At 70.9% G+C, this 26,373-nt stretch carries 22 protein-coding genes and 1 pseudogene; 10 read left to right on the forward strand and 13 right to left on the reverse strand.

The window, feature by feature from the left end; genetic code table 11:
- Window positions 1-130: 130 nt before the first annotated feature.
- Complete coding sequence (locus AB0C46_RS04600; RefSeq protein WP_362825630.1) at window positions 131-1,057, reverse strand: metallophosphoesterase; 927 nt, start codon at window positions 1,055-1,057, stop codon at window positions 131-133.
- Between the two features lie 127 nt (window positions 1,058-1,184).
- Here AB0C46_RS04600 and AB0C46_RS04605 point away from each other — a divergent pair, with 127 nt between their 5' ends.
- Window positions 1,185-1,649, forward strand: coding sequence for a GatB/YqeY domain-containing protein (locus tag AB0C46_RS04605; RefSeq protein ID WP_362825631.1), 465 nt, complete (start codon window positions 1,185-1,187; stop codon window positions 1,647-1,649).
- Between the two features lie 92 nt (window positions 1,650-1,741).
- Here AB0C46_RS04605 and AB0C46_RS04610 read toward each other — a convergent pair whose 3' ends face one another.
- The gene (locus AB0C46_RS04610) at window positions 1,742-3,940 is read right to left on the reverse strand and encodes a transglycosylase domain-containing protein (protein ID WP_362825632.1); all 2,199 of its coding nucleotides are present in this window, start codon (window positions 3,938-3,940) and stop codon (window positions 1,742-1,744) included.
- Window positions 3,941-4,322: 382 nt separating this feature from the next.
- Between AB0C46_RS04610 and AB0C46_RS04615 the strand changes: the two genes are divergently transcribed.
- Entirely contained in the window at window positions 4,323-4,664 is a 342-nt protein-coding gene (locus AB0C46_RS04615; protein ID WP_362825634.1) for a WhiB family transcriptional regulator, read from the forward strand.
- Window positions 4,665-4,941: 277 nt separating this feature from the next.
- On the opposite strand, the gene AB0C46_RS04620 is transcribed toward AB0C46_RS04615, so the two are convergent.
- Together AB0C46_RS04620 and AB0C46_RS04625 are read right to left on the reverse strand one after the other, a co-directional pair.
- Window positions 4,942-6,336 (reverse strand): ArsA family ATPase, encoded by a 1,395-nt coding sequence (locus AB0C46_RS04620; RefSeq protein ID WP_362825636.1) that lies wholly within the window; start codon window positions 6,334-6,336, stop codon window positions 4,942-4,944.
- Window positions 6,333-7,391, reverse strand: coding sequence for an ArsA-related P-loop ATPase (locus AB0C46_RS04625; RefSeq protein ID WP_362825637.1), 1,059 nt, complete (start codon window positions 7,389-7,391; stop codon window positions 6,333-6,335). The genes AB0C46_RS04620 and AB0C46_RS04625 overlap by 4 nt, the downstream gene beginning before the upstream one ends.
- A 208-nt stretch (window positions 7,392-7,599) precedes the next feature.
- Here AB0C46_RS04625 and AB0C46_RS04630 point away from each other — a divergent pair, with 208 nt between their 5' ends.
- From AB0C46_RS04630 to AB0C46_RS04645, 4 genes are all read left to right on the forward strand, one after another.
- Entirely contained in the window at window positions 7,600-7,758 is a 159-nt protein-coding gene (locus AB0C46_RS04630; protein WP_003967454.1) for a DUF4177 domain-containing protein, read from the forward strand.
- A complete protein-coding gene (locus AB0C46_RS04635; protein ID WP_362825638.1) occupies window positions 7,755-8,219 on the forward strand; it encodes a RidA family protein in 465 nt (154 codons plus the stop codon). The genes AB0C46_RS04630 and AB0C46_RS04635 overlap by 4 nt, the downstream gene beginning before the upstream one ends.
- A gap of 123 nt (window positions 8,220-8,342) precedes the next feature.
- Window positions 8,343-9,290: an NUDIX hydrolase gene (locus AB0C46_RS04640; RefSeq protein ID WP_362825640.1), complete on the forward strand. Its 948-nt coding sequence runs from the start codon at window positions 8,343-8,345 to the stop codon at window positions 9,288-9,290.
- Window positions 9,287-10,123: an MBL fold metallo-hydrolase gene (locus AB0C46_RS04645; protein ID WP_362825642.1), complete on the forward strand. Its 837-nt coding sequence runs from the start codon at window positions 9,287-9,289 to the stop codon at window positions 10,121-10,123. The genes AB0C46_RS04640 and AB0C46_RS04645 overlap by 4 nt, the downstream gene beginning before the upstream one ends.
- A 75-nt stretch (window positions 10,124-10,198) precedes the next feature.
- Here AB0C46_RS04645 and AB0C46_RS04650 read toward each other — a convergent pair whose 3' ends face one another.
- Complete coding sequence (locus AB0C46_RS04650) at window positions 10,199-11,008, reverse strand: nucleotidyltransferase (protein WP_362825643.1); 810 nt, start codon at window positions 11,006-11,008, stop codon at window positions 10,199-10,201.
- Window positions 11,009-11,164: 156 nt separating this feature from the next.
- Window positions 11,165-11,839, reverse strand: a complete 675-nt coding sequence (locus AB0C46_RS04655) for a Crp/Fnr family transcriptional regulator (protein WP_006604164.1) — start codon at window positions 11,837-11,839, stop codon at window positions 11,165-11,167.
- A gap of 445 nt (window positions 11,840-12,284) precedes the next feature.
- On the opposite strand from AB0C46_RS04655, the gene nth reads away from it, so the two are divergent.
- Genes nth through AB0C46_RS04670 form a run of 3 tightly spaced genes read left to right on the forward strand, consistent with a single transcriptional unit; the run spans window position 12,285 to window position 15,320 of the window.
- Entirely contained in the window at window positions 12,285-13,325 is a 1,041-nt protein-coding gene (gene nth, locus AB0C46_RS04660) for an endonuclease III (protein ID WP_362825644.1), read from the forward strand.
- A 53-nt stretch (window positions 13,326-13,378) separates the two neighbouring features.
- Window positions 13,379-14,107, forward strand: a complete 729-nt coding sequence (locus AB0C46_RS04665) for a CoA pyrophosphatase (RefSeq protein WP_362825645.1) — start codon at window positions 13,379-13,381, stop codon at window positions 14,105-14,107.
- Window positions 14,108-14,120: 13 nt separating this feature from the next.
- Window positions 14,121-15,320 carry a MarP family serine protease gene (locus tag AB0C46_RS04670; RefSeq protein ID WP_362825646.1) on the forward strand — a complete coding sequence of 400 codons (1,200 nt, stop codon included), beginning with the start codon at window positions 14,121-14,123 and terminating at the stop codon, window positions 15,318-15,320.
- A 134-nt stretch (window positions 15,321-15,454) separates the two neighbouring features.
- On the opposite strand, the gene AB0C46_RS04675 is transcribed toward AB0C46_RS04670, so the two are convergent.
- The 7 genes and pseudogenes from AB0C46_RS04675 to AB0C46_RS04705 all read right to left on the reverse strand — a co-directional run bounded on the left by AB0C46_RS04675 (window position 15,455) and on the right by AB0C46_RS04705 (window position 25,133).
- Window positions 15,455-15,652: a hypothetical protein gene (locus AB0C46_RS04675; RefSeq protein WP_362825647.1), complete on the reverse strand. Its 198-nt coding sequence runs from the start codon at window positions 15,650-15,652 to the stop codon at window positions 15,455-15,457.
- A gap of 246 nt (window positions 15,653-15,898) precedes the next feature.
- A complete protein-coding gene (locus AB0C46_RS04680) occupies window positions 15,899-16,837 on the reverse strand; it encodes an alpha/beta hydrolase (RefSeq protein WP_362825648.1) in 939 nt (312 codons plus the stop codon).
- Window positions 16,834-17,292 (reverse strand): phage holin family protein, encoded by a 459-nt coding sequence (locus AB0C46_RS04685; RefSeq protein WP_362825649.1) that lies wholly within the window; start codon window positions 17,290-17,292, stop codon window positions 16,834-16,836. The genes AB0C46_RS04680 and AB0C46_RS04685 overlap by 4 nt, the downstream gene beginning before the upstream one ends.
- Window positions 17,293-17,336: 44 nt before the next feature.
- Window positions 17,337-18,731 (reverse strand): Na+/H+ antiporter NhaA, encoded by a 1,395-nt coding sequence (gene nhaA, locus AB0C46_RS04690; RefSeq protein WP_362825650.1) that lies wholly within the window; start codon window positions 18,729-18,731, stop codon window positions 17,337-17,339.
- Between the two features lie 399 nt (window positions 18,732-19,130).
- Window positions 19,131-21,130: pseudogene (gene acs / locus AB0C46_RS04695) on the reverse strand (acetate--CoA ligase).
- A gap of 153 nt (window positions 21,131-21,283) precedes the next feature.
- Window positions 21,284-23,614, reverse strand: a complete 2,331-nt coding sequence (locus AB0C46_RS04700; protein WP_362825651.1) for a SulP family inorganic anion transporter — start codon at window positions 23,612-23,614, stop codon at window positions 21,284-21,286.
- Between the two features lie 532 nt (window positions 23,615-24,146).
- Window positions 24,147-25,133, reverse strand: a complete 987-nt coding sequence (locus AB0C46_RS04705) for an ATP-binding protein (RefSeq protein ID WP_362825652.1) — start codon at window positions 25,131-25,133, stop codon at window positions 24,147-24,149.
- 101 nt (window positions 25,134-25,234) lie between these two features.
- Here AB0C46_RS04705 and AB0C46_RS04710 point away from each other — a divergent pair, with 101 nt between their 5' ends.
- Window positions 25,235-26,119, forward strand: coding sequence for an oxidoreductase (locus AB0C46_RS04710; protein ID WP_362825654.1), 885 nt, complete (start codon window positions 25,235-25,237; stop codon window positions 26,117-26,119).
- The last annotated feature ends 254 nt before the right edge of the window (window positions 26,120-26,373 follow it).

Below are 26,373 nucleotides of genomic sequence, written 5' to 3' on the forward strand. Positions count from 1 at the left end.
GCCTCAGCACGTGAGACCCCGGCCCGAGCCTGCGAGCCCCGGACCGAGCCCGCCTCTCCGAGACCCCACACCTCGCGGGTCCGGCCTCAGCCCCCGGCCCCGCCCCGGGCCCTTCTCAGCCCTGCGCCTCTCAGCCCTGCGTCGTGAGCGTCAGCAGCGTCGCCTCCGGGGGGCAGGCGAAGCGCACCGGGGTGTAGCGGTTGGTGCCGCAGCCGGCGGAGACATGGAGGTAGGAGGTGCGGCCCGCGGCGGTGTGGGTGGACAGGCCCTTCACGCGGTCGGTGTCGATGTCGCAGTTGGTGACGAGGGCGCCGTAGAAGGGGATGCAGAGCTGGCCGCCGTGGGTGTGGCCGGCCAGGACCAGGGGGTAGCCGTCGGCGGTGAAGGCATCCAGCGAGCGCAGATAAGGGGCGTGGACGACGGCCAGGGAGAGATCGGCGCCGGATTCCGGGCCGCCGGCCACCTCGGCGTAGCGGTCACGCTTGATGTGCGGGTCGTCCAGACCGGTCAGGGCGATCTCGATGCCCTCCAGCTTCAGGCGGCCACGGGAATTGGACAGGCCGACCCAGCCGGCCGCGTCGAACGCGTCACGCAGCTCCTCCCACGGGTTGTGGACGACGCCCACGGCGGGGGCGTTGCCGTTGAGGCCGTGCCGGCCCTGGGCCCGCTCGATCAGGTAGCGGGCCGGGTTGCGGAGCTTGGGGCCGTAGTAGTCGTTGGAGCCGAAGACGTACGCGCCGGGGAACTCCATCAGCGGGCCGAGCGCGTCCAGCGTCTCGGGGACGCCCTCGGGGTCGGAGAGGTTGTCGCCCGTGTTGATGACGAAGTCGGGGCGCAGCCCGGCCAGCGACTGCAGCCAGCGCTGCTTCTTGCGCTGCCCGCCGACCATGTGGATGTCGGAGACCTGCAGGACGCGCAACGGCCGCATACCGCGGGGCAGTACGGGCACGGTGACGCGCCGGAGACGGAACGAGCGGACTTCGAAGCCGGCGGCGTAGGCCAGGCCGGCCGCGCCGACTGCGGTCAGGGTCAGGGGTACTCCGTATCGCGCGCGCATGCGTCCCATCGTCGCAGAGTGCGAGGGGTGGATGCAGCGGAGGAACGGCCCGGTCGTGTGGTGGGTGTCGCGGGGCCGGGAGGAAAAGGCGCGGTGTTTGTCGGTGGGGGGAGGCATACTCAACGTCATGACCACGCTCAAGTCCAAGCTGCAGGACGACCTCACCGTCGCGATCAAGGCGCGCGACGAGCTGCGCTCCTCCACCCTCCGTCTCACGCTGACCGCGATCCAGAAGGAGGAGGTCGCGGGCACCGAGGCGCGTGAGCTGTCCGACGGCGAGGTCGAGAAGATCATCGCGCGGGAGGCGAAGAAGCGCCGGGAGGCCGCGGACGCCTTCGAGAAGGGCGGCCGTGCCGAGCAGGCCGAGCGGGAGCGCGCCGAGGGCGAACTGCTCGCGGACTATCTGCCCAAGCAGCTGACCGACGACGAGCTGGAGCAGCTGGTCGCGGCGGCCGTGGCGGAGGCCAAGGGTGCCGGTGCCGAGGGCCCGCGGGCGATGGGCGCCGTCATGAAGATCGTCAACCCTCAGGTGGCGGGCCGCGCCGAGGGCGGCCGGGTGGCCGCGGCGGTGAAGAAGCTGCTGGCCGGCTGAGCGGCCGGACGGAGTTCTTGAAGGACGGCTGAGGGGCGCCCCCGTGGTGTGGGGGCGCCCCTCAGCCGTTGTCGTACGGGCCAATCGGCCGCCTACCAGCCGCCGTTGCCGCCGCCCAGGATGTCGGGGAAGCCCGGGATGCCCCAGCCGCCGCCCGGCTTGTTGTCGCCGCCGTGACCCCGGCCCGGCTTGTGCTGGCCGCGGCCCTTGTCGCCTTCGTCGCCCCGGTTCCTGTCCTTGGCCGGATCGTCGATCGGCACAGTGGGCAGTTCGGGTGCGGGCCGGTCGGCGAGGGCACCGGACATCGCGTCGCGCCATATGGGACCGGGGGTGTCGGCGCCGTAGACCTTGTCGTGGGGGACCCCGCCGATGCTGATGTCGTACATCTTGCGCTTGTGCAGCGGGTCGCCGACCCAGACCGCACCGGCCGCGTTCGGGGTGTAGCCGACGAACCAGGCGGCGTACCGGCTGTCGCTGGTGCCGGTCTTGCCGGCGCTGTCGCGTCCCTGGAGACCGGCTTCCTTGCCGGTGCCGTCCTCGACGACGCCCTTGAGGAGGGTGTTGATCGTGTCGGCGGTCCTCTTGGACATCGCGCTGCGGCAGCTGGTCTGCGGGACCTTCAGCGCCCGGCCCCGGGCGTCGGTGATCGACCCGATGGCGACGGGGGAGCAGTACTCGCCGCCGTTGGCGAACGCGGCGTACCCGGCCGCCATGGTCAGCGGCGACATCTCCTGCACGCCGAGCGTCATCGACGGGACCTGCTCCAACGGCTTGCCGTCCGCCCGCTCGATGCCCATCTTCTGGGCCATCTTCACCGCGGGGCAGACGCCCATATCGCTGATCAGCTGCACGAAGTAGGTGTTGACCGACTTCGCGGTCGCCTCCTTCATGGCGTACGGGCCGACCTCTGCCCTGTTCTCGTTCTGCGTCATGGCGCTGCCCTGCCACTCGCCGTCGCAGGTCTGCACCGGGCTCGGGTACGGCATCCGGTACGGCGAGGGGTACTCCTGCTCCGGGTTCGTCCCCTGCTCCAGCGCGGCCGCCGCGATCACCGGCTTGAAGGTCGACCCGGGCTGGTAGCCGGCGCCGCCGCCCATGTTGTGATCGACCGAGAGGTTGATCACGGTCTGGTTCTCGCCGAAGCCGTACGGGCGCGACTGGCCCATGCCGAGGATCTTGCCGGTGCCGGGCTCGACGATGGTGGCGGCGCCGGCGACCGGGTCGTCCTCGTAGACGTGGTCCTTCAGCGAGGCCTGGACCGACTTCTGGGACTGCGGATCGAGGGTGGTGCGGATGGTCATTCCGCCCTCGTTCCAGCGTTGCAGGCGGACCTTCCGGTCCTTGCCGAAGTGCTTGTCGTTGAGGAAGACCTTGCGGATGTAGTCGCAGAAGAAGCCGGCGCCGTCGGTGGCGGTGATGCAGCCGTTCTTGGGGCGGCTGACCGCCAGCTTGATCGGCTTCTTGGCGGCCGCGTCGGCCTGCGCCTGGGTGACGTTCTTCAGGTCGGCCATCCGCTGGAGGACGGTGTTACGCCGCCGGGTGGCCTCCTGCGGGGCGTTGACCGGGTCGTAGCGGGTGGGTGACTGGACGATGCCGGCCAGCAGCGCCGACTCCTCCAGGTTCAGGTCCTTGGCGTGCTTGCTGAAGTAGCGCTGGGCGGCCGCCTCGACGCCGTAGGCCTGCTGCCCGAAGAACGTGATGTTGAGGTAGTTCTGCAGGATCTTCCGCTTGCCGAGTTCCTTCTCGACCTGGATCGCGTACTTGAGCTCCTTGACCTTGCGGCCGAGGGTCTGCTGGGTGGCCTGCGCAACCTTGTCCGCGTTGTCCCCGGCCTCCTCGACGAAGACGTTCTTCACATATTGCTGGGTCAGCGTCGAGGCACCCTCGGAGACGCCGCCCGACTGGGCGTTCTTGTTGACCGCCCGCAGGATGCCCTTCAGGTCGATGGCGCCGTGCTCGTAGAAGCGTGCGTCCTCGATCGCGACGATCGCCTGCCGGATGTACGGCGACATGTCCTTGAGGCCGACGACCGTGCGGTCACGGGAGTAGACCTTGGCGATCTCGCCGCCCTTCGCGTCCAGAATCCTGGTCCGCTGGCTGAGCGGCGGCGTCTTGAGGTTCGCCGGGATGTCGTCGAAGCCCTCGACCGACCCCTTGGCGGTCAGGCCGAGCGCCCCGGCCGCCGGGAGCGCAAGACCGGCGAGTACCGCTCCGGCCAGGACGCTGACACCGAGGAACTTGGCGGCCTGCTGCGTCTTGGACAGACCTCCGCCATCGCGCTTCTTAGGCATGAGAGCAGCCTACGTTCTCAATCGCCGGACAGGGGCGCACCTGTTCGTTTAGCCTGTCCTCAGCTACCACAGCCGAACGGTTACGCCTCAGTTCGTCAACCCCTACTCCCTGCGGTACGCGCCCCCACGTGCCCGCAGGTGTCGAGGAAAAGCCCGTGTCAGGACGGTGAACTGTCCTGCCTTGTGCGCAAAGTGACGTATGCCGCACGGTCACTCCGTTGGGTGATCTGCCGCATACGCATAGTCCGTTCGGGCCATCCAAGATTGGGCCCGAAGGGGGTGTTGCGCCCTGCCTGCCTTCCGTAACGTCCTCAACTGGCAACGGTGAATATGCCGCTTGCCGCCGTGGGGGAGCCTCGATTCGGGAGAGGACGGCGCCAGCATGGGCTGGGTAACCGACTGGAGTACGCAGGCAGCGTGCCGCACCACCGATCCGGATGAACTGTTCGTGCAAGGGGCGGCGCAGAACCGCGCCAAGGCGGTGTGCACCGGATGTCCGGTGCGCACGGAGTGCCTGGCCGATGCCCTGGACAACCGGGTGGAGTTCGGCGTGTGGGGCGGGATGACCGAACGCGAGCGGAGGGCGCTGCTGCGTCGCCGCCCGACCGTGACGTCATGGCGCCGGCTGCTGGAGACAGCGCGTACGGAATATGAGCGCAGCACGGGCATTCTGCCGGTGGACTGTGACGACGAGGCCTTCGATGAGCTGGCGGCGGTGGGGTAGCCGCGGGCAGCGGCCGGGAGAAAGTCGGCCGAGAAGGTTCGGTTGATGGCGCGGTCTGATCGGTCAGACAGACGCAACGTGCCGTCAGTGACGGTGAATCCCGCCGGAGTTGGAGGCATGGATGGGGGGCGGGCGTGCTGATTCAGCGCGCCCCGTGAAGTCGTAGTGAGGCGCCCCGCGAGTGCGTGGTGAAGAGCGCTTCGCCCGGTGGGCGGGTGGCTGAGTTGGGCGGCTGGCGCTGAGCTGGGCGGCTGGCTGAGTCGGCCGTGCGTACGGCTCAGTTGTCGGTGTTCGTGGGGTCGTCGGTGGCCGTGGGCTCCAGCGCCAGGCGGTCGCCGATGGCACGCAGCCCTGCGAGGTCATGGACATCGCCGGGCAGCGCGGCGACCTCCGTCACCGGAACCTCGGGATGCAGCGCGGTGAAGCGGTCCCGCGTGCGCCGTTCGCGCGCGAGGACCTGCATACGTTCCGCGTGCAGCCGTAGCAGCCCGGCGGCCAGTTGCGCCGCTGAGGCTGAGGTGGGTGTCACCTGCTCCGCCGCGGCGGCGGGGGAGTGGCCGCCAGCGGTACGTGATCCAGCCTTCCCGCCGTCGAGATCCACAATGCCGGTGGCTTCAAGATTATTTTCTGTGCGGTCGGGGGCGGGATCGGCCGCGGCGTCCGGGGCCGCCGCTGCCTCCGGGTCGGCGTCCGCGTGGGTGTCCTCTGCCATGTGGTCCGTGAGGGCCTCCGCGGCGGCCAGTGCGCGCTCGGCGCTCAGTTGGGCGGCGCCGCTGCCGTGCACGCGGTTCAGCACCAGACCGGCCAGCGGCATCTGCTCGGCGGCCAGCCGCTCGACGAAGTACGCCGCCTCGCGCAGTGCGTCCCGCTCCGGCGCGGCCACCACGAGAAATGCCGTGCCGGGCGCCTGCAGCAGTCGGTAGGTGGCGTCCGCGCGGGTGCGGAAGCCGCCGAACATGGTGTCCATCGCGGCCACGAACGTCTGCACATCGCGCAGCAGTTGACCGCCCATGAGCTTGCTGAGGGTGCCGGTCATCATCGACATGCCGACATTGAGGAACTTCATGCCGGCCCGGCCGCCGACCTTCGCCGGCGCCATCAGCACCCGGATGAACTTGCCGTCCAGGAACGAGCCCAGGCGCTTGGGCGCGTCCAGGAAGTCCAGCGCGGAGCGGCTCGGAGGGGTGTCGACGATGATCAGGTCCCACTCGTCGTTCGCGCGGAGCTGGCCCAGCTTCTCCATGGCCATGTACTCCTGCGTGCCCGCGAAACCGGCCGACAGGGACTGGTAGAAGGGGTTCTCCAGGATCGCGCGGGCCCGTTCGGCGTCCGCGTGGCCCTCGACGATCTCGTCGAAGGTGCGCTTCATGTCCAGCATCATCGCGTGCAGTTCGCCGCCCGCGGTCTCGTCGACGTCCTTGACCTGACGCGGGACGTTGTCGAGCTCGGAGATGCCCATGGACTGCGCCAGCCGCCGGGCCGGGTCGATGGTGAGCACGACGACCTTGCGGCCGCGCTCGGCGGCGCGCACGCCCAGCGCCGCGGCGGTCGTGGTCTTGCCGACGCCGCCCGAGCCGCAGCACACCACGATGCGGGTGTGCGGGTCGTCGATCAGTGTGTCGACCTCGAGCCGCGGGGCCGAGGCGTCCAGCGTCGTGGTGTCCGAGGTCATATGGGCCCCTGTTTCCGCAGATCTCTCGCCAGGTGGTAGAGCCCGGCGAGGTCCACTCCCTCGGGGAGCAGCTCCAACTCGTAGGTGGGCAGCCCGATTGCGGTCAGCTCGGCGTGCTCCGCGCGCTCCAGCTCGACCCGCTCGGCGTGTTCGCGTGCCTGCTCCAGCAGGGGGTCGATCAGCCGGTCCGCCAGGCCGCCGCGGCGGGCGCCGCCCAGACCGGCCTGGGAGAGCGCCTTGGCGACGCCCGCACGGGCGCCACGGGCGGCGATGTCGAGATCGCCGTTGTCCAGCAGTGCCGGGCGGGTCATGTTGATGACGATGCCGCCCACGGGGATGCCGGCGGCGCGCAGTTCCTCGACCCCGTCGGCGGTCTCCTGGACGGGCATCTCCTCCAGGAGCGTCACCAGATGCACCGCGGTCTCGGGCGACTTGAGGACCCGCATCACGGCCTGCGCCTGATTGTGGATCGGGCCGATCTTCGCCAGACCGGCCACCTCGTCATTGACGTTCAGAAAGCGGGTGATGCGGCCGGTCGGCGGGGCGTCCATCACGACCGCGTCGTAGACGAACTTGCCGTTCTTGTCCTTGCGGCGCACCGCTTCGCACGCCTTGCCGGTCAGCAGGACGTCCCGCAGGCCCGGCGCGATGGTCGTGGCGAAGTCGATCGCGCCGAGCTTCTTCAGCGCCCGGCCCGCGCTGCCCAGCTTGTAGAACATCTGGAGGTAGTCCAGGAGGGCGCGTTCGGCGTCGATGGCCAGGGCGTGGACCTCGCCGCCGGCCCGTCTCCCGCCACCGCCGCGGGCGGAATCCCCGCCGGATTCCGCGCGGGGTGTCCCCCACGGTGAGGCACCTTCCGATGCGGGACCCACCGCGATCTTGCGTTCCTCGTAGGGAAGCGCTTCGGTCTCGAACAACTGGGCAATGCCCTGCCGGCCCTCGACCTCGACCAGGAGGGTACGGCGCCCCTCGGTGGCCAGGGCGAGGGCGAGGGCAGCGGCGACCGTGGTCTTGCCGGTGCCGCCCTTGCCGCTGACGACATGGAGCCTGCTCACGCCAAGGAGCCTAACCAGTCCGCGTCCCGGCTACGCACGGGATACGCCTGACAAGCCCCGGATATCTGTCCCTGATCCCTCCGGGACGGATCAGGGATGATCCGTAGGGGCCCGGTGACCGGGCCGCTGAAGGCTGTCCGGGAAGGCTGTGGGCGGGCTGTGGTGGACGGCGTCCACCACAGCCGTGGACAGGTATTACGCTCGGCCCATGACCAAGTGGGAATACGCGACCGTGCCGCTGCTCGTGCACGCGACGAAGCAGATTCTGGACACCTGGGGCGAGGACGGCTGGGAGCTGGTCCAGGTCGTCCCCGGCCCGAACAACCCTGAGCAGTTGGTGGCCTACCTGAAGCGGGAGAAGGCGTGAGCGCGGCGGAGGACAAGATCGCGGCGCTCGGCCTCAAGCTGCCGCAGGTCGTGCCGCCGCTGGCCACGTACCAGCCCGCGGTGCGCTCCGGCGCCTATGTGTACACCTCCGGCCAGCTGCCGATGGTGGACGGCGCGCTGCCGGCCACCGGCAAGGTCGGCGCCGAGGTCGGCGCGGAGCAGGCCAAGGAACTCGCCGCGACCTGCGCGCTCAACGCGCTGGCCGCCGTGAAGTCCGTCATCGGCGACCTCGACAAGATCCAGCGGGTCGTGAAGGTCGTCGGCTTCGTGGCCTCCGCGCCGGACTTCACCGGCCAGCCGGGTGTCCTCAACGGCGCCAGCGAGCTGCTGGGCGAGATCCTCGGCGACAAGGGCGTGCACGCCCGGTCCGCGGTGGGCGTGGCGGTGCTGCCGCTCGATGCGCCGGTCGAGGTCGAGATCCAGGTCGAGATCGCCGAATAGGCAGCCGTAGGGATGCCGGCACCCGTAGTGCATGCCGTGTGCCGGAGGGCCCCTCGTCAGCAGGGGCCCTCCGGCGCGAAAGAGGCCCTCGAACATCCGCGCGCGAGCGCATAACATCCGGCCATGTCGTCCACGACCAATGGCCAGTGGTACCCGCCGGAGTGGCCGGACCGTATCCGGGCGCTCGCGAACGGCGAGCTGACCCCCGCCGAGCCCCGGCGGGCCGCGACCGTCCTGCTGCTGCGGGACTCCGCCGCCGGCGGCCCCGCCGTCCACATGCTGCGCAGACGCGCCTCCATGGCCTTCGCCGGAGGCGCGTACGCCTATCCGGGCGGGTCCGTCGATCCCCGTGACGAGCGGCCGGTGGCCTGGGCCGGCCCGTCACGTGCCCAGTGGGCGGTCCGTATGGGCGTCGACCCGGCCACCGCGCAGACCATCGTCTGCGCGGCGGTCCGTGAGACGTTCGAGGAGGCGGGGGTGCTGCTCGCCGGTGCCTCGGCTGACACGGTCGTCGCGGACACCACGGGCGAGGACTGGGAGGCGGACCGCGCCGCCCTGGTCGCCCATGAGCTGTCCTTCGCCGACTTCCTGGGCCGCCGCGGCCTGGTGCTGCGCTCCGATCTGCTGGGTGCCTGGGCCCGCTGGATCACCCCGGAGTTCGAACCACGGCGCTACGACACCTGGTTCTTCGTCGCCGCGCTGCCCGAGGGCCAGCGCACCAGGAATGCTTCCACCGAGGCGGACCGTACGGTGTGGATCCGGCCGGCGGAGGCCGCGGCCGGCTACGACCGTGGTGAGCTGCTGATGATGCCGCCGACCATCGCGACACTGCGCGGGCTCCAGCCGTACGCCTCCGCTGCGGACGCGCTGGCCGCCGCGGAGGCCCAGGACCTGACGCCGGTGCTGGCCCGGGCCCGCCTCGTGGGTGGCGAGATCGAGCTGAGCTGGCCGGGGCACGACGAGTTCACCAAGCACATCACACGGACGGACGCCGATACCGGTGCCCCTGGGGGCGGCGAGCCCGACGGGCCCACGGACAGCGCCGGCCCCTCGGGAGGGACCTCCACATGACCGACGCAGCCGCCCTCCCCGGTCAGCCCCGCGGCGGAGTGATCTCGGGGCCCGCGACCGCGCGCGCCCAATGCGTACTGGCCCCGAACCCGTCGCCGATGACGCTGGACGGCACCAACACCTGGATCGTGGCCGAGCCGGACTCCGATCTCGCCGTCGTCATCGACCCGGGGCCGCTCGACGAGGCCCATCTCCGTACCGTCATCGACACCGCCGAGCGGGCCGGCAGGCGCATCGCGCTGACCCTGCTGACCCACGGTCACCCGGACCACTCCGACGGCGCCGCGCGCTTCGCCGAGCTGACCGGTTCGTCCGTACGGGCGCTGGATCCGGCGCTGCGCCTGGGCGACGAGGGCCTCGACGCGGGCGATGTCATCACCACCGGAGGCCTGGAACTGCGGGTGGTGCCCACACCGGGCCACACCGCGGACTCGCTCTCCTTCCACCTCCCGGCCGACCGCGCGGTGCTCACCGGCGACACGATCCTGGGGCGCGGCACCACCGTGGTCGCCCACCCCGACGGGCGGTTGGGCGACTACCTGGACTCGCTGCGCCGGCTGCGCTCCCTCACGGTCGACGACGGGGTGGCGACGGTCCTGCCGGGCCACGGGCCGGTGCTGAACGACGCCCAGGGGGCGGTGGAGTTCTATCTGGCGCACCGGGCGCACCGGCTCGCCCAGGTGGAGACCGCGGTCGAGGCCGGCCATCGCACCCCCGCCGAGGTCGTCGCGAGCGTGTACGCCGATGTCGACCGCTCCCTGTGGCCGGCCGCCGAGCTGTCGGTGCGGGCGCAGCTGGACTACCTGGGCGAGCACGGGCTGATCGAGGGCTGACGGCGTCGCGGACCGGCCGCCGGGACCGACCCCGGGGCCGGTCCGCGCGGTCGCCGAGAGGCTCCGTCAGCGCGCCTACGGGCGGGGAGCCTTCGCCCCGTGGACGGCCAGATATTCGTCGGCCAGCCAGGGGGCGAGGCCACAGAGCAGCTCGTCCAGCAGCTCCGGGTACGCGCCGGGCGTCCGGGCGGCGCGCGCCGCGGCGTGCATCTGCTCGGCGTGCGCCGGGTAACAGCGGCCGAACGCCGCGGCGGACTCGGTGAGATCGCTCGTCCAGCCGCCCCAGCGCGGCATGACCAGGGTGAATCCGGTGCGGACGAGCCGGCGCGCCACACCCCTGGTCAGCCGGGTGCGCTCGGCTTCCGTGGTGGCCGCCGCGGCCTTCGCGCGCAGACCGGGCAGGCTGCGGAAGAGGTCGCCGTTGGTCTCGCGGGCGAGGAGCGAGGTGGGGCGGTAGCGGGGCAGCCGAGCGGCGAGATCGGGGCCGCTGAGCGGGGTGCACAGGCAGGCCACGAACCACGCCAGGTCGTACCGCTCCGGCTCGCTCAGCACCCGGTCCACGCCGACCAGCAGGATTCCGGCGCCGTTGACCTGGGGGAAGGCCGCATCGAGGCCGTCCTCGACGGTGCGGGCGGCGGCCCGGTCGGCCTCGGTGGGTTCGTCCCGCAGGGCGAGCAGCGCATCGAGGTCGGAGACGCCGGGGACGGCGGTGCCACGCGGAATGCTGCCGTAGAGGTAGCTGCTGTGCAGCCGGCCGGGGCCGAAGTGGTCGCCGAGCCGGGCGCCCAGCTCCGCCACGACGGGCGCGAACTGCGCGGACACCCGGTCCAGGGACCCCTCCCGGAGGAAGTAGCCGTCCCGGTCCAGTCCAGTGCCGTGGGTCATGGCGTCACTATGGCGAGGGCGGCGGCGGTCCGGCGAGCCCATTACGGGCCGCGGGGCCATGGGCCTGCCGCAGGCCCCGCGCGGCCATGACGAAGGTCCCCGCCATGACGAAGGGCCCCGCCGGAGCGGGGCCCTTCCAGGCTGACTGCGAGTGGGTCAGCGCGAGCGCTTGGCCAGCCGCTCGACGTCCAGCAGGATCACGGCGCGCGCCTCCAGGCGCAGCCAGCCGCGGCCCGCGAAGTCCGCCAGTGCCTTGTTGACCGTCTCGCGGGAGGCGCCGACCAGCTGGGCCAGCTCCTCCTGCGTCAGGTCGTGGACCACGTGGATGCCTTCCTCGGACTGCACGCCGAAGCGGCGCGACAGGTCGAGCAGGGCGCGTGCCACGCGGCCCGGTACGTCCGAGAAGACCAGGTCGGACATCTGGTCGTTGGTCTTGCGCAGCCGTCGGGCGACGGCACGCAGCAGGGCCGTGGCCACCTCGGGCCGGGCGTTCAGCCAGGGCTGGAGGTCGCCGTGGCCCAGGCCGAGGAGCTTGACCTCGGTGAGGGCGGAAGCCGTGGCCGTACGGGGGCCGGGGTCGAAGAGCGAGAGCTCACCGATCAGCTCTCCGGGGCCGAGGACGGCGAGCATGTTCTCCCGCCCGTCGGGGGAAGTGCGGTGCAGCTTCACCTTGCCCTCGGTGACCACGTACAGGCGGTCGCCGGGGTCCCCTTCGTGGAACAGGGCGTCGCCGCGGGCGAGCGTGACCTCTCCCATTGAGGCGCGCAGCTCGGCCGCCTGCTCGTCATCGAGCGCCGCGAAGAGCGGTGCGCGCCGCAGAACGTCGTCCACGAGATCTCTCCTTGTCGACATGCTCCGGGGGACTGTGGTCCCCATCATGCCGGAATGCAAAACAGTGCGATCAATCACAAGTTTGCCGGACCGGTGCCCCGAGCCATAAGGCAGGGGGCCGATTGGGGTCAGGAATCATAGCGATCAAGCCGGATGTCAGTGGCTGGCCTTAGTCTGGCCGAGTGTCCAATACGCCGGTGAGAGCAGAGGACTGGGGGGCCGGACGAGTGAGCGCAGGGCGCGATTCCGCTGTGGGCGAACAGCCGTCCGGCCACACATCGTATTCGGATAAAAGTAACAAATCGCTCTCCGGGGTGACGCTCCGCCGGAAGCCGCCCGTCCGGAATTCCGGCGCGTCGCGACCGTCGGCGCAGAGCACGACCGTGCAGACCTCCGCGAGGAAGACTCCGGCAGACAAGACCTCGGCAGGGAAGAAGGCCGCTCCGTGAACGCAACCCCCGAGAAGCCGGCGGCGGCCAAGAAGGCCGTCACGAAGACGGCTGCCGCGAAGAAGGCCGTCACGAAGAAGGCCACCGCGGCCGCCGAGCAGGCCCCCGCCAAGAAGGCGGCCGCCAGGAAGACCGCCCCGGCCAAGAAGGCGACGGCGAAGACGTCGACGGCCAAGACCGCGGCGGCGAAGACGGCCGCGAAGACGGCCGCAAAGACGGCCGCCGGGAAGGCCCCCGCCAAGAAGGCCCCCGCACGCAAGCCCGAGTCCCGGGTCGCCATGGTGCGGCGGGCCCGCCGGATCAACCGCGAGCTGGCCGAGCTGTATCCGTACGCCCACCCCGAGCTGGATTTCACCAACCCCTTCGAGCTGCTGGTCGCGACGGTCCTGTCCGCGCAGACCACCGATCTGAGGGTCAACCAGACCACCCCGCGCCTCTTCGCGGTCTGCCCGACGCCCGAGGACATGGCCGCGATGCCCCCGGAGAAGCTGGAGGAGCTGATCCGGCCGACCGGTTTCTTCCGGGCCAAGACGAAGTCACTCCTCGGTCTGTCGGCGGCGCTCCGCGACCGCTTCGGCGGTGAGGTGCCGGGCCGCCTGGAGGACCTCGTCACGCTCCCCGGGGTCGGCCGCAAGACCGCCAATGTGGTGCTGGGCAACGCCTTCGGCGTCCCGGGCATCACCGTCGACACCCACTTCGGCCGTCTGGCGCGCCGCTTCGGCTGGACCACCGCCGAGGATGCCGAGAAGGTCGAGGCGGATGTCGCCGAGATCTTCCCCAAGAGCGAGTGGACGATGCTCTCGCACCGGGTCGTCTTCCACGGCCGCCGCGTCTGCCACTCCCGCAAGCCCGCCTGCGGAGCCTGCGCCATCGCCCCGCTGTGCCCCGCGTACGGCGAGGGCGAGACGGACCCGGAGAAGGCCAGGAAGCTGCTGAAGTACGAGCTGGGCGGCCAGCCGGGGCAGCGGCTGAAGCCCCCGGCCGACTATCCGGGGCAGCCCGCGCCACCGATGGCGCCCCCGGTGGCCGCTTCATGACGACCGCCGCCCAGAGGTGACCGACGATCGACGCCAGGCCTGAGGGGGCGCGTATGCGGAGTGCACGGGAGCAGCAGTACGGCAAGGAGGCGGACGCCGGAGAGCCGGCGTCCGGCCGGGAGGCGACGGTCACGGCCGAGGGCCTGCCCGAGTGGCTGGACCCGGTGGCCCGGGTGGCCGCCACGATCGAGCCGCCGCAGCTCAGCCGTTTTCTGCCGCCCGAGAGCGGTGGTCGGCAGTCCGCCGTGCTGATCCTCTTCGGCCTTGGCTCCCGCGGCCCCGAGCTGCTCCTGATGGAGCGCGCCGGCACCCTGCGCTCACACGCCGGCCAGCCCTCCTTCCCCGGTGGCGCCCTCGACCCGGAGGACGGCGACCCGGAGGGCCCCGGTCCGGTACGGGCGGCGCTGCGCGAGGCCCAGGAGGAGACCGGTCTCGATCCCTCCGGTGTGCAGGTCTTCGCCGTCCTGCCGCGGCTCTACATCCCCGTCAGCGGCTTCGTGGTGACGCCCGTCCTGGGATGGTGGCGCCGGCCGAGCCCGGTCGGTGCGGTCGACCAGGCGGAGACCGCCCGGGTGTTCACGGTTCCCGTGGCGGATCTCACGGACCCGGCCCATCGGGTGACAACGCGCCATCCCAGCGGCCACATCGGACCTGCGTTCCTTGTCGAGAACGCCCTGGTCTGGGGGTTTACGGCCGGGGTTATCGACCGGATCCTGCATTACACGGGCTGGGAGATTCCGTGGGACCGTGACAAGGCGGTCCCGCTCGACTGGCGCTCGTGAGACTGTGTCCGGCGTGAACGTCCTGGACATCCTGCTGCTGGTCGCGGCCGTGTGGTTCGCCATCATCGGCTATCGGCAAGGCTTTGTCGTCGGCATCCTGTCCGTGATCGGCTTCCTCGGAGGCGGTCTGATCGCGGTCTATCTGCTGCCCGTGATCTGGAACGAGATCACCGGGGATGCGACACCCGGCTCCTTTGCGGCCATCGCGGCCGTCGCCATCGTGATCGTGTGCGCATCCGTGGGCCAGGCGCTCACCACCCATCTGGGCAACAAACTGCGCCGCCACATCACGTGGTCACCGGCGAGAGCGCTGGACGCGACCGGCGGCGCGCTGGTCAACGTCCTGGCGATGCTGCTGGTCGCCTGGCTGATCGGCTCGGCGCTGGCCGGTACGTCCCTGCCGACGCTCGGCAAGGAGGTCCGTAACTCCAAGGTGCTGCTCGGGGTGTCCCGGGTGATGCCCCCGCAGGCCGGCACATGGTTCGCGGACTTCTCCTCGGTCCTCGCGCAGAACGGCTTCCCGCAGGTCTTCACGCCGTTCTCCAACGAACCGATCACCAATGTGCCGGCGCCCGATCCCCAGCTGGCCACCAGCCCGGTGGCGGCGCATGCCCGGCGCAGCATCGTCAAGGTCGTCGGTACGGCTCCCAGCTGCGGCAAGGTCCTCGAAGGCAGCGGTTTCGTCTTCAGCCGGCACCGCGTGATGACCAACGCCCATGTCGTCGGCGGGGTGCGCGAGCCGACCGTCCAGGTGGGCGGCGAGGGCCGTACGTACGACGCCAGGGTCGTGCTCTACGACTGGCGGCGCGATATCGCGGTCCTGGACGTGCCCTCGCTGGAGGTTCCGGCGCTGCAGTTCACCGGCGGGGACGCGAGCAGCGGCAACAGCGCCATCGTGGCCGGCTTCCCGGAGAACGGCGGCTATGACGTCCGCGCCGCCCGTGTCCGCGGCCGTATCCAGGCGACCGGCCCGGACATCTACCACCGCGGCACGGTCGGCCGCGATGTCTACTCCCTCTACGCCACGGTCCGGCAGGGCAACTCCGGCGGCCCGCTGCTCACCCCGCAGGGCAAGGTCTACGGCGTCGTCTTCGCGAAGTCGCTGGACGACTCACGCACCGGCTATGCGCTGACCGCCGACGAGGTCCGCGAGGACGTCACCAGGGGGCGTACGGCCCAGCAGCAGGTCGACAGCCAAGGCTGCGCCATCTAGGGCCTGTCCGAGGGGTCGGACAGACACTGGGCGATCCGGCGATCCGGCGATCCGGCGATTCAGCGATCGCTGCCGGCCCGTCGGCGGGCGGCGCGGGGGAGAAGGTATCCGCGCTCCGTCGGCGGGCCGAGGAGTCAGGTGCGGGGATGGCGTAGCCGCGCGCTCATCCAGCGCGCTCTGCGGCGCAGGATCCGCGGGATCCCCATCGGGTGCGTCGGGTCGGGGGATGCGCCGGACCTGAGGTCCGGGGTTCCCCTTTCCTGCGTACCCACTGCAGCGGCACTGCTGCGGCGGTTGCGTGCCACGTCACGGTAGTCGTGCGTCCAGCCCATACCCTCGACTCTGCCCGTGGCCCAAGGTCCGTAACCGCCCCGGGGACCGCCAATTGGCCTATGCGCCGGGCAAGTGGCTGTTCGTCATACGCACGTTCGAGATTGACGGGGAGGGGCTCCGCTGAGCGGTTCGGAAAGCCCGCTCAGCGGTCCGGCGGGGGTGCGGACGAACCGGTTCCGCTTGACGGGGTCAACGGTCCGCCCCGGGGGCGTCGTTGCTCCGTGACGCACCCGGGCCGCGGCCCGTCACCGGTCCGGTTCCGGGTCCTTCAGCCAGTTGATCAGCTCTGTGGAGAACGCCACCGGGTCCTCCTCGTGCGGGAAGTGCCCCAGGCCGTCGAACAGCCGCCAGCGGTACGGCGCCTCGACGTACTCGCCGGAGCCGGCCGCGCTGCGGGTGCGCATCACCGGGTCGAGCGAGCCGTGCAGATGCAGCGTCGGGACCCGTACGGGCATCTTCATCCGGCGGTTGAACTGCAGACCGTCGGGGCGGGCCATCGACCGCACCATCCAGCGGTACGGCTCGATCGAGCAGTGCGCCGTCGAGGGGATGCTCATCGCCCGCCGGTAGACCGCCAGCGCGTCGTCGTCCGGCAGCCGGGGACCGGACCAGTCACGGATCATCCGGCCCACCAGCGCTGCGTCGTCCGCCGTCAGCGCGCGCTCCGGCAGCCAGGGGCGCTGGAAGTTCCAGATGTGCGAACTCCGGGCGCTCTGCCGGACGTCGGCGAGCATCGCCGAGCGCCAGCGCCGCGGATGCGGCATCGAGGACACGGCCAGCCGGCGCACCAGCTTGGGCCGCATCACCGCCGCCGTCCAGGCGAGATAGCCGCCCAGATCGTGCCCGACGAGCGCGGCGTCCGGCTCCCCCAGGGACCGTATGACGCCGGTGATGTCCAGGGCGAGGTTCGCCGGGTCGTAGCCGCGCGGCGTGCGGTCGCTGCCGCCGACGCCCCGAAGATCCATCGCGACCGCCCGGAAGCCCGCCTCGGCGAGTGCCGGCATCTGATGCCGCCAGGTCCACCAGAACTGCGGAAAGCCGTGCAGCAGCAGCACCAAGGGGCCGTCGCCCATCTCCGCGATGTGGAAGCGGGCGCCGTTGGCCGCGACGTCACGGTGCGACACCTCGTGCCCGCCGGGGACGTCAAGGCGTACGACCGAAGCGGTGCTGTCGGGGGCTGTCATACCGATGAGCGTGTCACAGACTCCAGCACCGGGTGCTCCACGGGCGCCACGCGCGGGTGCGGCTTGGCCCTCTGGAGTACGGCCGCGGTCTCCTTGGCGGAGCTGATGGACTTCTCCGGCTTCTTGATCTTCTTCATCTTGGCCAGCGCGATGAGGGCCAGCAGTCCGGCGAGGAGCAGGAAGGCGCCGCCCACGATCAGGAAGGACCAGGCGAGCCCGAGGCCGAGGTTGTGGATGCCGTACGCCGCCGCGAAGCTCAGCACCGGCAGCGCGAACAGCGCCAGTGCGCCGGCCACCATGAACGCGGCGCTGCCGATGCCCGCGCGCTTGGCGTCCTGCCGGAACTCCGCCTTGGCCAGCGCGATCTCGTCGTGCACCAGTGCGGACATTTCGGCCGTGGCCGTGGCCACCAGCTGCCCGAGGCTGCGGTCCGTGCCGTCGTGCACTGCGCTCATCGCCGTCTCCCTCTTCTCTTCACCCGGATGCAAAGCCTCTCAGATCATGCCGGACCATCGTCTCCGGCATGCGTGCTGGAGGCCACTTCGGCAAGCCGCCGGTGCTCGGCGGCCTTGGCTTCGTGGATTGCCGCCATCCGCAGGTGGTACTCCGGCTTGTCGAGTTCGTAGATGTCGGGGATGCCGTCCTGGTCGTCGTCCCGCTCCTCGTCCTCGCACAGCTTCTTGTACTTGGTGTTGCGGACCTTGAGGAGGATGCCCGCGAAGACGGCCGCCAGCAGTGAGCCGATCAGCACCGACGCCTTGATCTCGTCGGCCAGCACCAGGTCTTCGGAGAAGGCGAGTTCGCCGATGAGCAGGGAGACCGTGAAGCCGATGCCGGCCAGGGCGGCGACGGCGAAGACATCCGGCCACTTGAGGTCGGGGTTGAGCTCGGCCCGGGTGAAGCGGGCGGTGCACCATGTGCCGCCGAAGATACCGAGCGCCTTGCCCACCACCAGGCCGAGCACGACCCCGAGCGTCTCCGGCCGGGTGAAGACTTCATGGACCGCACCGCCGGATATGGACACACCCGCGGAGAACAGGGCGAACAGCGGCACGGCGAGGCCGGCCGACAGCGGGCGGACCAGATGCTCGATGTGTTCGCCCGGGGACTGTGTCTCGCCGTCGCGCCGGGTGCAGCGCAGCATCAGGCCCATGGCGACGCCGGCGATGGTGGCGTGCACCCCGCTGTTCTCCATCAGGCCCCAGATGACCAGGGCGAGCGGGACGTAGACGTACCAGCCGCGGACGCCCTTGCGCAGCAGCAGATAGAAGATCACCAGGCCGGCGACGGCGAGGCCGAGCGCCAGAAAGTTGATCTTCGAGGTGAAGAAGATCGCGATGATCAGGATCGCGAAGAGGTCGTCGACGACGGCGAGGGTGAGCAGGAAGGCGCGCAGCGCGGCGGGCAGGGACGTGCCGATGACGGCGAGTACGGCGAGCGCGAAGGCGATGTCGGTGGCGGTGGGGACCGCCCAGCCCTGCAGCGAGCCGCCGCCGATGGCGTTGACGGTGAAGTAGACGAGCGCCGGCATCGCCATCCCGCAGAGCGCGGCGACCACGGGGAGGGCGGCGGCCTTGGGGTCACGGAGCTCGCCGGCGACCAGTTCGCGCTTGAGCTCGATACCGGCGACGAAGAAGAAGACCGCGAGCAGCCCGTTGGCGGCCCAGTGCTGGAGGGAGAGGTCCAGGCCCAGCGCGGCCGGTCCGAGATGGAAGCCGCGGACCGCCTCGTAGCTCCCGCCGAGGGTGTTTGCCCAGATCAGAGCGGCTACGGCGGCGATGAGGAGGAGGATGCCGCCGACGGTTTCGGCGCGGAGCGCATCCGCGATGAAGTTCCGCTCGGGCAGGGACAGCCGACCGAGGAACGGGGCGCGGCGGTTCTGGGGGGCGCTCATGCGCCGGCCTCGGTGCGCTCGGCGGGGCGGTATGCGCGCAGCACACACTTCTTGATCGTTTGCTCGCTTCGCGCGATCACTCGGTGACCTCCGGCTTTCGGCAGCTGTGTACGGCTGTTGCAGTTGCCGACCAGACTTCCCGGCGCACCCAGAGTTTTAGCGTGTCATTGACGCGTGTCCCCCACCCTACCTGGCGGGCGTAAGTGGCTGTCCGGCGACCTCACTTTACGGTCAATTCGGGCGCCGGGCCGCTGGAGGAACGGCCGCCGTCGGAGCGCTGGAGGAGCGGCCCACGGCCGGGGCGCTCCCCGTCGCGCGGTCGCCGGGCGGGCTGCCGGGGCCACGGCAAGGGGGCACCCGGCAGTGCCGGCCGGATGCCCCCTACGTCCGCCGTTCCGCTCAGTCCTCGCTGGCCGCGCTCGGCAGCTTCGCCTGGATCAGGTCCATGACCGAGGAATCCGTGAGGGTGGTGACATCACCGAGGTCGCGGTTCTCGGCGACATCGCGCAGCAGCCGCCGCATGATCTTGCCGGAGCGGGTCTTGGGCAGCTCCGCGACCGGCATGATCCGCTTGGGCTTGGCGATCGGGCCGAGCTGCTGGGCGACATGGGCGCGCAGCTCCTCGACCAGGCCCTCGTCCTCCGCCGCACCGCCGCGCAGGATGACAAAGGCGCAGATGGCCTGGGTGGTCTGCGGGTCGGCGGCGCCGACGACCGCGGCCTCCGCCACCTTCGGATGCGAGACCAGCGCCGACTCGACCTCGGTCGTGGAGATGTTGTGGCCGGACACCAGCATCACATCGTCCACCCGGCCGAGCAGCCAGATGTCGCCGTCGTCGTCCTTCTTGGCGCCGTCGCCGGCGAAGTACTTGCCCTCGAAGCGCGACCAGTACGTGTCGAGATAGCGCTGGTCGTCGCCCCAGATGGTGCGGAGCATGGCCGGCCAGGGCTCGGTCAGGACGAGGTAGCCGCCGGCGCCGTCGGGGACCTCGCGCGCATCGTCGTCCACGACGGTCGCGGCGATACCGGGCAGTGCCACCTGAGCCGAGCCGGGCTTGGTCGTCGTGACGCCCGGCAGCGGGCTGAGCATCATCCCGCCGGTCTCGGTCTGCCACCAGGTGTCGACGATCGGTGTCTTGTCGGCCCCGATGTGCTTGCGGTACCACATCCACGCCTCGGGGTTGATCGGCTCGCCCACCGACCCGAGGACACGCAGCGACGACAGATCGAACTTCGCCGGGATGTCGTCGCCCCACTTCATGCAGGCGCGGATCGCGGTCGGCGCGGTGTAGAGGATCGTCACGCCGTACTTCTGCACGATCTCCCACCAGCGGCCCTGGTGCGGGGTGTCGGGCGTGCCCTCGTAGAGCACCTCGGTCGCGCCGTTGGAGAGCGGGCCGTAGGTGATGTAGGAGTGGCCGGTCACCCAGCCGACGTCGGCGGTGCACCAGAAGACGTCGGTCTCCGGCTTCAGGTCGAAGACCGCGTGGTGGGTGTACGACACCTGGGTGAGGTAGCCGCCGGTGGTGTGCAGGATGCCCTTGGGCTTACCCGTCGTGCCGGAGGTGTAGAGGATGAACAGCGGGTGCTCGGCGTCGAAAGCCTCGGGCGTGTGCTGGTCGCTCTGCCGCTCGACGATCTCGTGCCACCACACGTCCCGGCCCTCGTGCCAGTCGATGTCCTCCTGGCCGGTGCGGCGCACGACGAGGACGCTGCGCACGTTCTCCGTACCGGGCTTGGTCAGGGCGGCGTCGACGGCGGGCTTGAGGGCGGAGGGCTTGCCGCGGCGGTAGCCGCCGTCGGCGGTGATCACCACGCGGGCGTCCGCGTCATTGATACGGGTCGCCAGGGCGTCGGCGGAGAAGCCGCCGAAGACGACCGAGTGCGGGGCGCCCAGGCGTGCACAGGCCAGCATGGCGATGACCGTCTCCGGGATCATCGGCATGTAGATGGCGACCCGGTCGCCGCTGCGCACGCCCAGCTCGGTCAGCGCATGGGCGGCCTTGGAGACCTCGCGCTGGAGCTCGGCGTAGGTGATCGCGCGGGTGTCGCCGGGCTCGCCCTCGAAGTGGATGGCGACCCGGTCGCCCAGGCCGTTCTCCACATGCCGGTCCACGCAGTTGTAGGCGACATTGAGCTTGCCGTCGGCGAACCACTTCGCGAAGGGCGCGTTGGACCAGTCGAGGGTCTCGGTGGGCGCGGTCTCCCACGACAGGCGTTCGGCCTGCTCGGCCCAGAAGCCCAGCCGGTCTGCCGCGGCCTGTTCGTACGCGGCAGCCGTGACGTTGGCGTTCGCGGCCAGATCGGCGGGCGGCGCGAACCGCCGCTCCTCCTTGAGCAGGTTGGAGAGGGAAGGATGCTCGTTCATGCTCCCGTCTCCTCCTTAAGCAGGTTGGCCAGGCTTTCGTTGCTCACAACATCTCCCAATCCCAGGGCGTCCGATGTGTCCCCAGGTCATAGCTCATCAGCCCGCGCCCGGCCCTGACAAGGGCTGTGGACAATTATTGGTGTAGACCTATCTGTGCCAGGGCTGTTGAGTGGATGCCGTGCAGGTCAGACGGTGACTGGCGCCGGTTCGCCGTGCACCGCGCAGAACCTCCCGGCGGCCTCGTCGAGCACATATGCCTGGGCCTCCCCGACATGGAAATACATGCCGTGCAAGGCCAGCGTGCCCTCCGCCACCCTGCGCGCCACACACGGGTGCGCCCGGAGGTGGTCGAGCTGCTGCATGACGTTGACGAGCGCCAGCCGCTCCTGGTCGTCGCTCACCGGCCGCCCGCTGAGGGCGACTTCGCCGCGGCCCAGCCGTCCGATGCGCTGCATACGCGCCAGACTCGGCCGGCCGTGCCGCAGCCAGCGGGCGAGCGGGGTCGGCTCGGCGTCTTCCGGTGCGGCGGCGCCCAGCAGCGCCCCCATGGCACCGCACCCCGAATGCCCGCACACCGTGATCGAGCCGACCCGCAGCACCTCCACCGCGTACTCGATCGCCGCCCCTACGGAGTCGCAGGAAATGTCCGAGCCGGGTGGCGGCATCAGATTGCCGACATTGCGCACGGTGAACAGATCACCCGGCCCGCTGGACGTGATCATGCTCGTGACCAGGCGGGAATCGGCGCAGGTGAGAAACAGCTGGGTGGGCCGCTGCCCCTCGCGCGCCAGCCGGGACAGCTCCTCGCGCACCAGCGGAGCCGTATGGCGCTGGAATGCGGAGACCCCGCCCAGCAGTTGGCTGCCGCTGCTCTCCGGGACCGCCGCCCGGTCCGGGGCGGGCCGGGTGCAGTGATGGTTGCGCCAGGGCGTCCACGGCCGGCAGGAGTGCGCACCGGCCTGCGCGGCGAGCGGCCGCCCCGGGCTGCCGCCGAGGGTCACCCGGCCGCCGTGTGCTTGGTGGGTGGCCGACCAGGACTGCAGCGCCTCGTAGGCGGCATGATCCATGAACGACCCGCACAGCTCGACGACGACATCGGTGTGCGCCGGCACCTGCGCCAGCGCCCGGGTCAGCCGCGGCACCGCCAGAAACGTCAACTGCCCGCTGACCCGCACCCGGTGGCCGTCCTCCCCCTCCGTCACCGTGATACGGGTGTGGGTCAGCCGGCGCAGCGCCAGGAAGACCGCGACCGCGATGCCCGTCGCCACACCCTGGAGCACCCCGAAGAGCACCACGCCACTCAAGGTGGCGGCATACACCGGGAATTCGCGGTGGCGCTGCACATGCCGGATGTGCGCGAAGCTCACCATCCGTACGCCGACGACCATCACCAGCGCGGCGAGCGCGGCCAGCGGAATCAGCTCCAGCGCCGTGGCCAGCAGGCCCGCGCACAGCAGCACCCATACGCCGTGCAGCACCGTGGCGCGGCGGGTGGCCGCGCCGGCCCGCACATTGGCCGAGCCGCGCATCGCGCCCCCGGAGATCGGCAGCCCGCCCAGCAGCCCGGAGACGGTATTGGCCACGCCCTGGCCGGCCAGCTCACGGTTGAGCTGCGCGCGCCCCATGGGGACGTCCGGCCGCTCGGCCGCCAGCCGGTCCACGGCCACCGCCGACAGCAGCGACTCCATGCTGGCGACGAGGGTGACGGTCAGCACCGCGGCGGCAAGGGCCGGCAGGGAGGCATCCGGAAGCACGGGCAGCTCGGGCATCCGCCAGGACGGCAGCTCCACCCGCGCCACCTCCGTCCCCATGCCGACGGCCGTCGCGGCGAGCACGGCGGCCAGCGGGGCGGGCAGCACCCGCGCCCACCGTCCGGCGCGGCCCGGCAGCCGTCCCCAGCCGAGGAGCACGGCGACGGTGAGGGCGCCGATCAGCAGTGCGGCGGCGTGTGGGTGGGCCAACTGGCCGGGCAGCGCGGCGGCATTGTCCAGGGCCGAGCTGTCCGGGCTGCCGCCGAGCACCACATGGAGTTGGCCGAGGGCGATGGTGGCCCCGATGCCGGCCAGCATGCCGTGCACGATCGCCGGACTGATGGCAAGCGCCGCGCGGGCCACGCGCAGGGCGCCCAGGGCGAGTTGGACGAGTCCGGCCAGCACCGTGATGGCGCAGGTGGCGCGCCAGCCGTAGCGCTGCACCAGATCGGCGGTGACCACCAGGAGGCCGGTTGCCGCGCCGCTCACCTGGAGCGGGGCGCCGCCGAGCAGACCGGCGACGATCCCGCCGACGACCGCGGCGACCAGACCGGCCTGGAGCGGGGCGCCGGTGGCCAGGGCGAGGCCCAGGGACAGCGGGACGGCGAGCAGGAAGACGACGGCCGAGGCGGAGAGGTCGCGGCGGACCGCCCGGTCCTTCTTTGGACGGGATCCGGGCCCCGAGGACAAACGGGGGTCGGGAGGGATTTCGGTGCGGTGCGGTGTGCGCGGCGGTTGCGGCGGCGACTTCTCGGTCTGCGACATTCCCGTCTCCTCCGGGGCGACGCGGTCGCGCGGGGCGCGATCGTGGGGCGGCGGTGTACTGCGGCGGGACGTGAGCCGACCGGTGGTCGTCGCTGTTGGGTGACGGTTCCGGTGACTCTCAAGCATCGGTAAATGAACAGTAATGAGAGGTAAAGGTAAGGAGAAGTCTTTGCGGGCATTCGCCGCAATCCATCCCCCTATCAGGTGAACGAGATGGCTTTCGTCTTGTGGTTTTCCGCTCTTTTTGGCGTACGGAGGCTTGTGCGCGGTGATTTCGCTGAATCGCTCGGGGAGGGCTCACCGGCACCGGGAATGAGCGGGTCGGCTGCTCAGCCGCGACGCAGAAAGGGCTGCGGCCCGGCATCAGGGGCGGGTGCTGCCGGTGGGGCGGGCGCCGAAGGGCGGCTGGGCGGTGCACCTCCCCCACGCCTCTCCGGGCCCGTCCGCACCGGCCCCGTCTGTGTCGGCCCTGTCCGTACCGACGGGCAGAACCGGCCGCGCCGGCGGCACCCGCCATGCGCCGCCTGTCAGGTCAGGCGGGCTGTGGGGTGGCTGCTCCCTCGGAGAGCACGAAGGACGGGTCGACCTGAGCGGCGAGGTCGACCCCGGTCTTCGCATTGCCCCAGCTCTCCGCGTTCTTCAGGTGGAAGTGCACCATCTGCCGGGTGTAGCGCTCCCAGTCGCGGCGCCCGTAGGCGGCGTCGGCCGTGTGGTGCAGCGTCTCCAGGGCGTGCCGGTTGGCCTCCTCCAGGTGGTCGAAGCGGGCCGGGCGGCCCTTCTCCATGGCGCGCACCCAGTCGGAGTGGCCGACGGTGACCAGCAGATCGTCGCCGGCCTCCTCGCGCAGGAACGCCAGGTCCTCCGGGCCCTGCACCTTGTTGCCCACGACCTTCAAGGGGACGCCGAAGTCCCGTGCGTACTCCTTGTACTGGCGGTAGACGGCCACGCCCTTACGGGTCGGCTCGGCGACCAGGAAGGTCATGTCGAAGCGGGTGAACATCCCGGAGGCGAAGGAGTCGGAACCGGCCGTCATGTCGACGACGACATACTCCTCGCGGCCGTCCACCAGGTGGTTCAGGCACAGCTCCACGGCGCCGACCTTGGAGTGGTAGCAGGCCACACCGAGGTCGGCCTCGGTGAACGGCCCGGTCGCCATCAGCCGCACGGCGGCGCCGTCGAGGTCCACCGCCCGGACGCAGGCGTCGTAGACGGGGTTGCCCTCGCCGACCCGCAGCAGTCGCGAGCCCTCACCGGGAGGGGTGGTCTTGATCATTGACTCGGAGGACGGGATACGGGGGTTGCTGCCGCGCAAGTAGTCCTTGATCAGCGGCAGATGAGCACCCATCGCGGGAAGTGCGGCGGCCTCCGCCTCGTCGAGGCCGAGGGCGGCGCCCAGGTGCTGGTTGATGTCGGCATCCACGGCGATCACGGGGACCCGGGAAGCGGCGAGATGCCGGATGAACAGGGAGGACAGGGTGGTTTTGCCACTGCCGCCCTTGCCTACGAAAGCGATCTTCATGTTCACCAAGGGTAATCTTGATCTCGCTCTGGGTGAGAGGCCTGCGTGAGGAAGACCACTCCTTCGAGGGGCCCGGCCCGGTGGTGCGTAGGGTCGTACCCATGGCTGGAAACTCCCGGGGGACGTCCCCCGAACCCCCGCAGGCGAGCGACGACCCGCTCGTGACCCTGGCCTCGCTCCCGGGAGTCGCCGACTCCGTGGACTCCGTACGCAAGGGCGTCGACCGGGTCTACGGGCACCGGGTCATGCGACGCCGCAGCAACGAGGTGACGTCCGAGGCGGCACTGCGCGGAGCGCGCGGTTCCGCGGCCCTCTCGGGGGCCGACTGGGCGCTCGAAGAGGTCCGGCGCCGCACCGACTTCGGCGTCGAGGGTGACCCGCGAACGGTCGGTGCAGCCTTGCGGCTGACCGCCGAGGCCGGGCAGCTGCTCAGCGTGTGGCGGCAGTCGCCGCTGCGGGTGCTGGCGCGGCTCCATCTGGTGGCCGCGTCGGGCGGGGGCCGAAGCGCCGATGAGTCCGGCCGTGCCGCTGACGAGACGGTGGGCCGGCCCCGGCTGGGCGCCGAGCCGGTGGACGAACCGCTCATCGAGCTGCCGCTGCCGGACGCCGGGGAGGTGGCCGGGCGGCTGGACGGGCTGGCGCGGTTGCTCCTCGCGGGCAGCGAGGCGCCGGCGCTGGTGACCGCGGCGGTGGTGCACGGTGAGCTGCTCGCCCTGCGGCCGTTCGCCACGTACAACGGGCTGGTCGCGCGGGCAGCGGAGCGGATCGTGCTGATCGGCAGCGGACTGGACCCGAAGTCGATCTGTCCCGCCGAGGTCGGGCACGCCGAACTGGGGCGCGCGGCGTATGTCGCGGCCCTGGAGGGCTATGTCTCGGGTACCCCGGAGGGCGTCGCGGCGTGGATCGCGCACTGCGGACGCGCGGTGGAACTCGGCGTACGGGAGAGCACTGCCGTCTGTGAGGCGCTGCAGCGCGGCGCGGCATAAGGAGCGACGGACGAAAAACTTTGGGCAGGGCTCGGAGAATTCCGGAAGGATTGCTTCATTCGCCCCTGAACAAGGGATGCGGCGGTACCAAATTGTGGTACCGCCGCTGGCATGTCTGCCGGGTTACCAAGCGTGCTCGAATATGTGCCCATCAGGTCGGAATCTTCGTCCGGTTACCTGGTGCGGCTGGCCCGCAATCGACGGGTCGACGTCGCGTGGGTGCCCGACATTCATGCATCGGTCCGTGGGCCACT

This window comes from Streptomyces sp. NPDC048637, from assembly GCF_040650675.1.
Classification (GTDB): Bacteria; Actinomycetota; Actinomycetes; order Streptomycetales; family Streptomycetaceae; genus Streptomyces.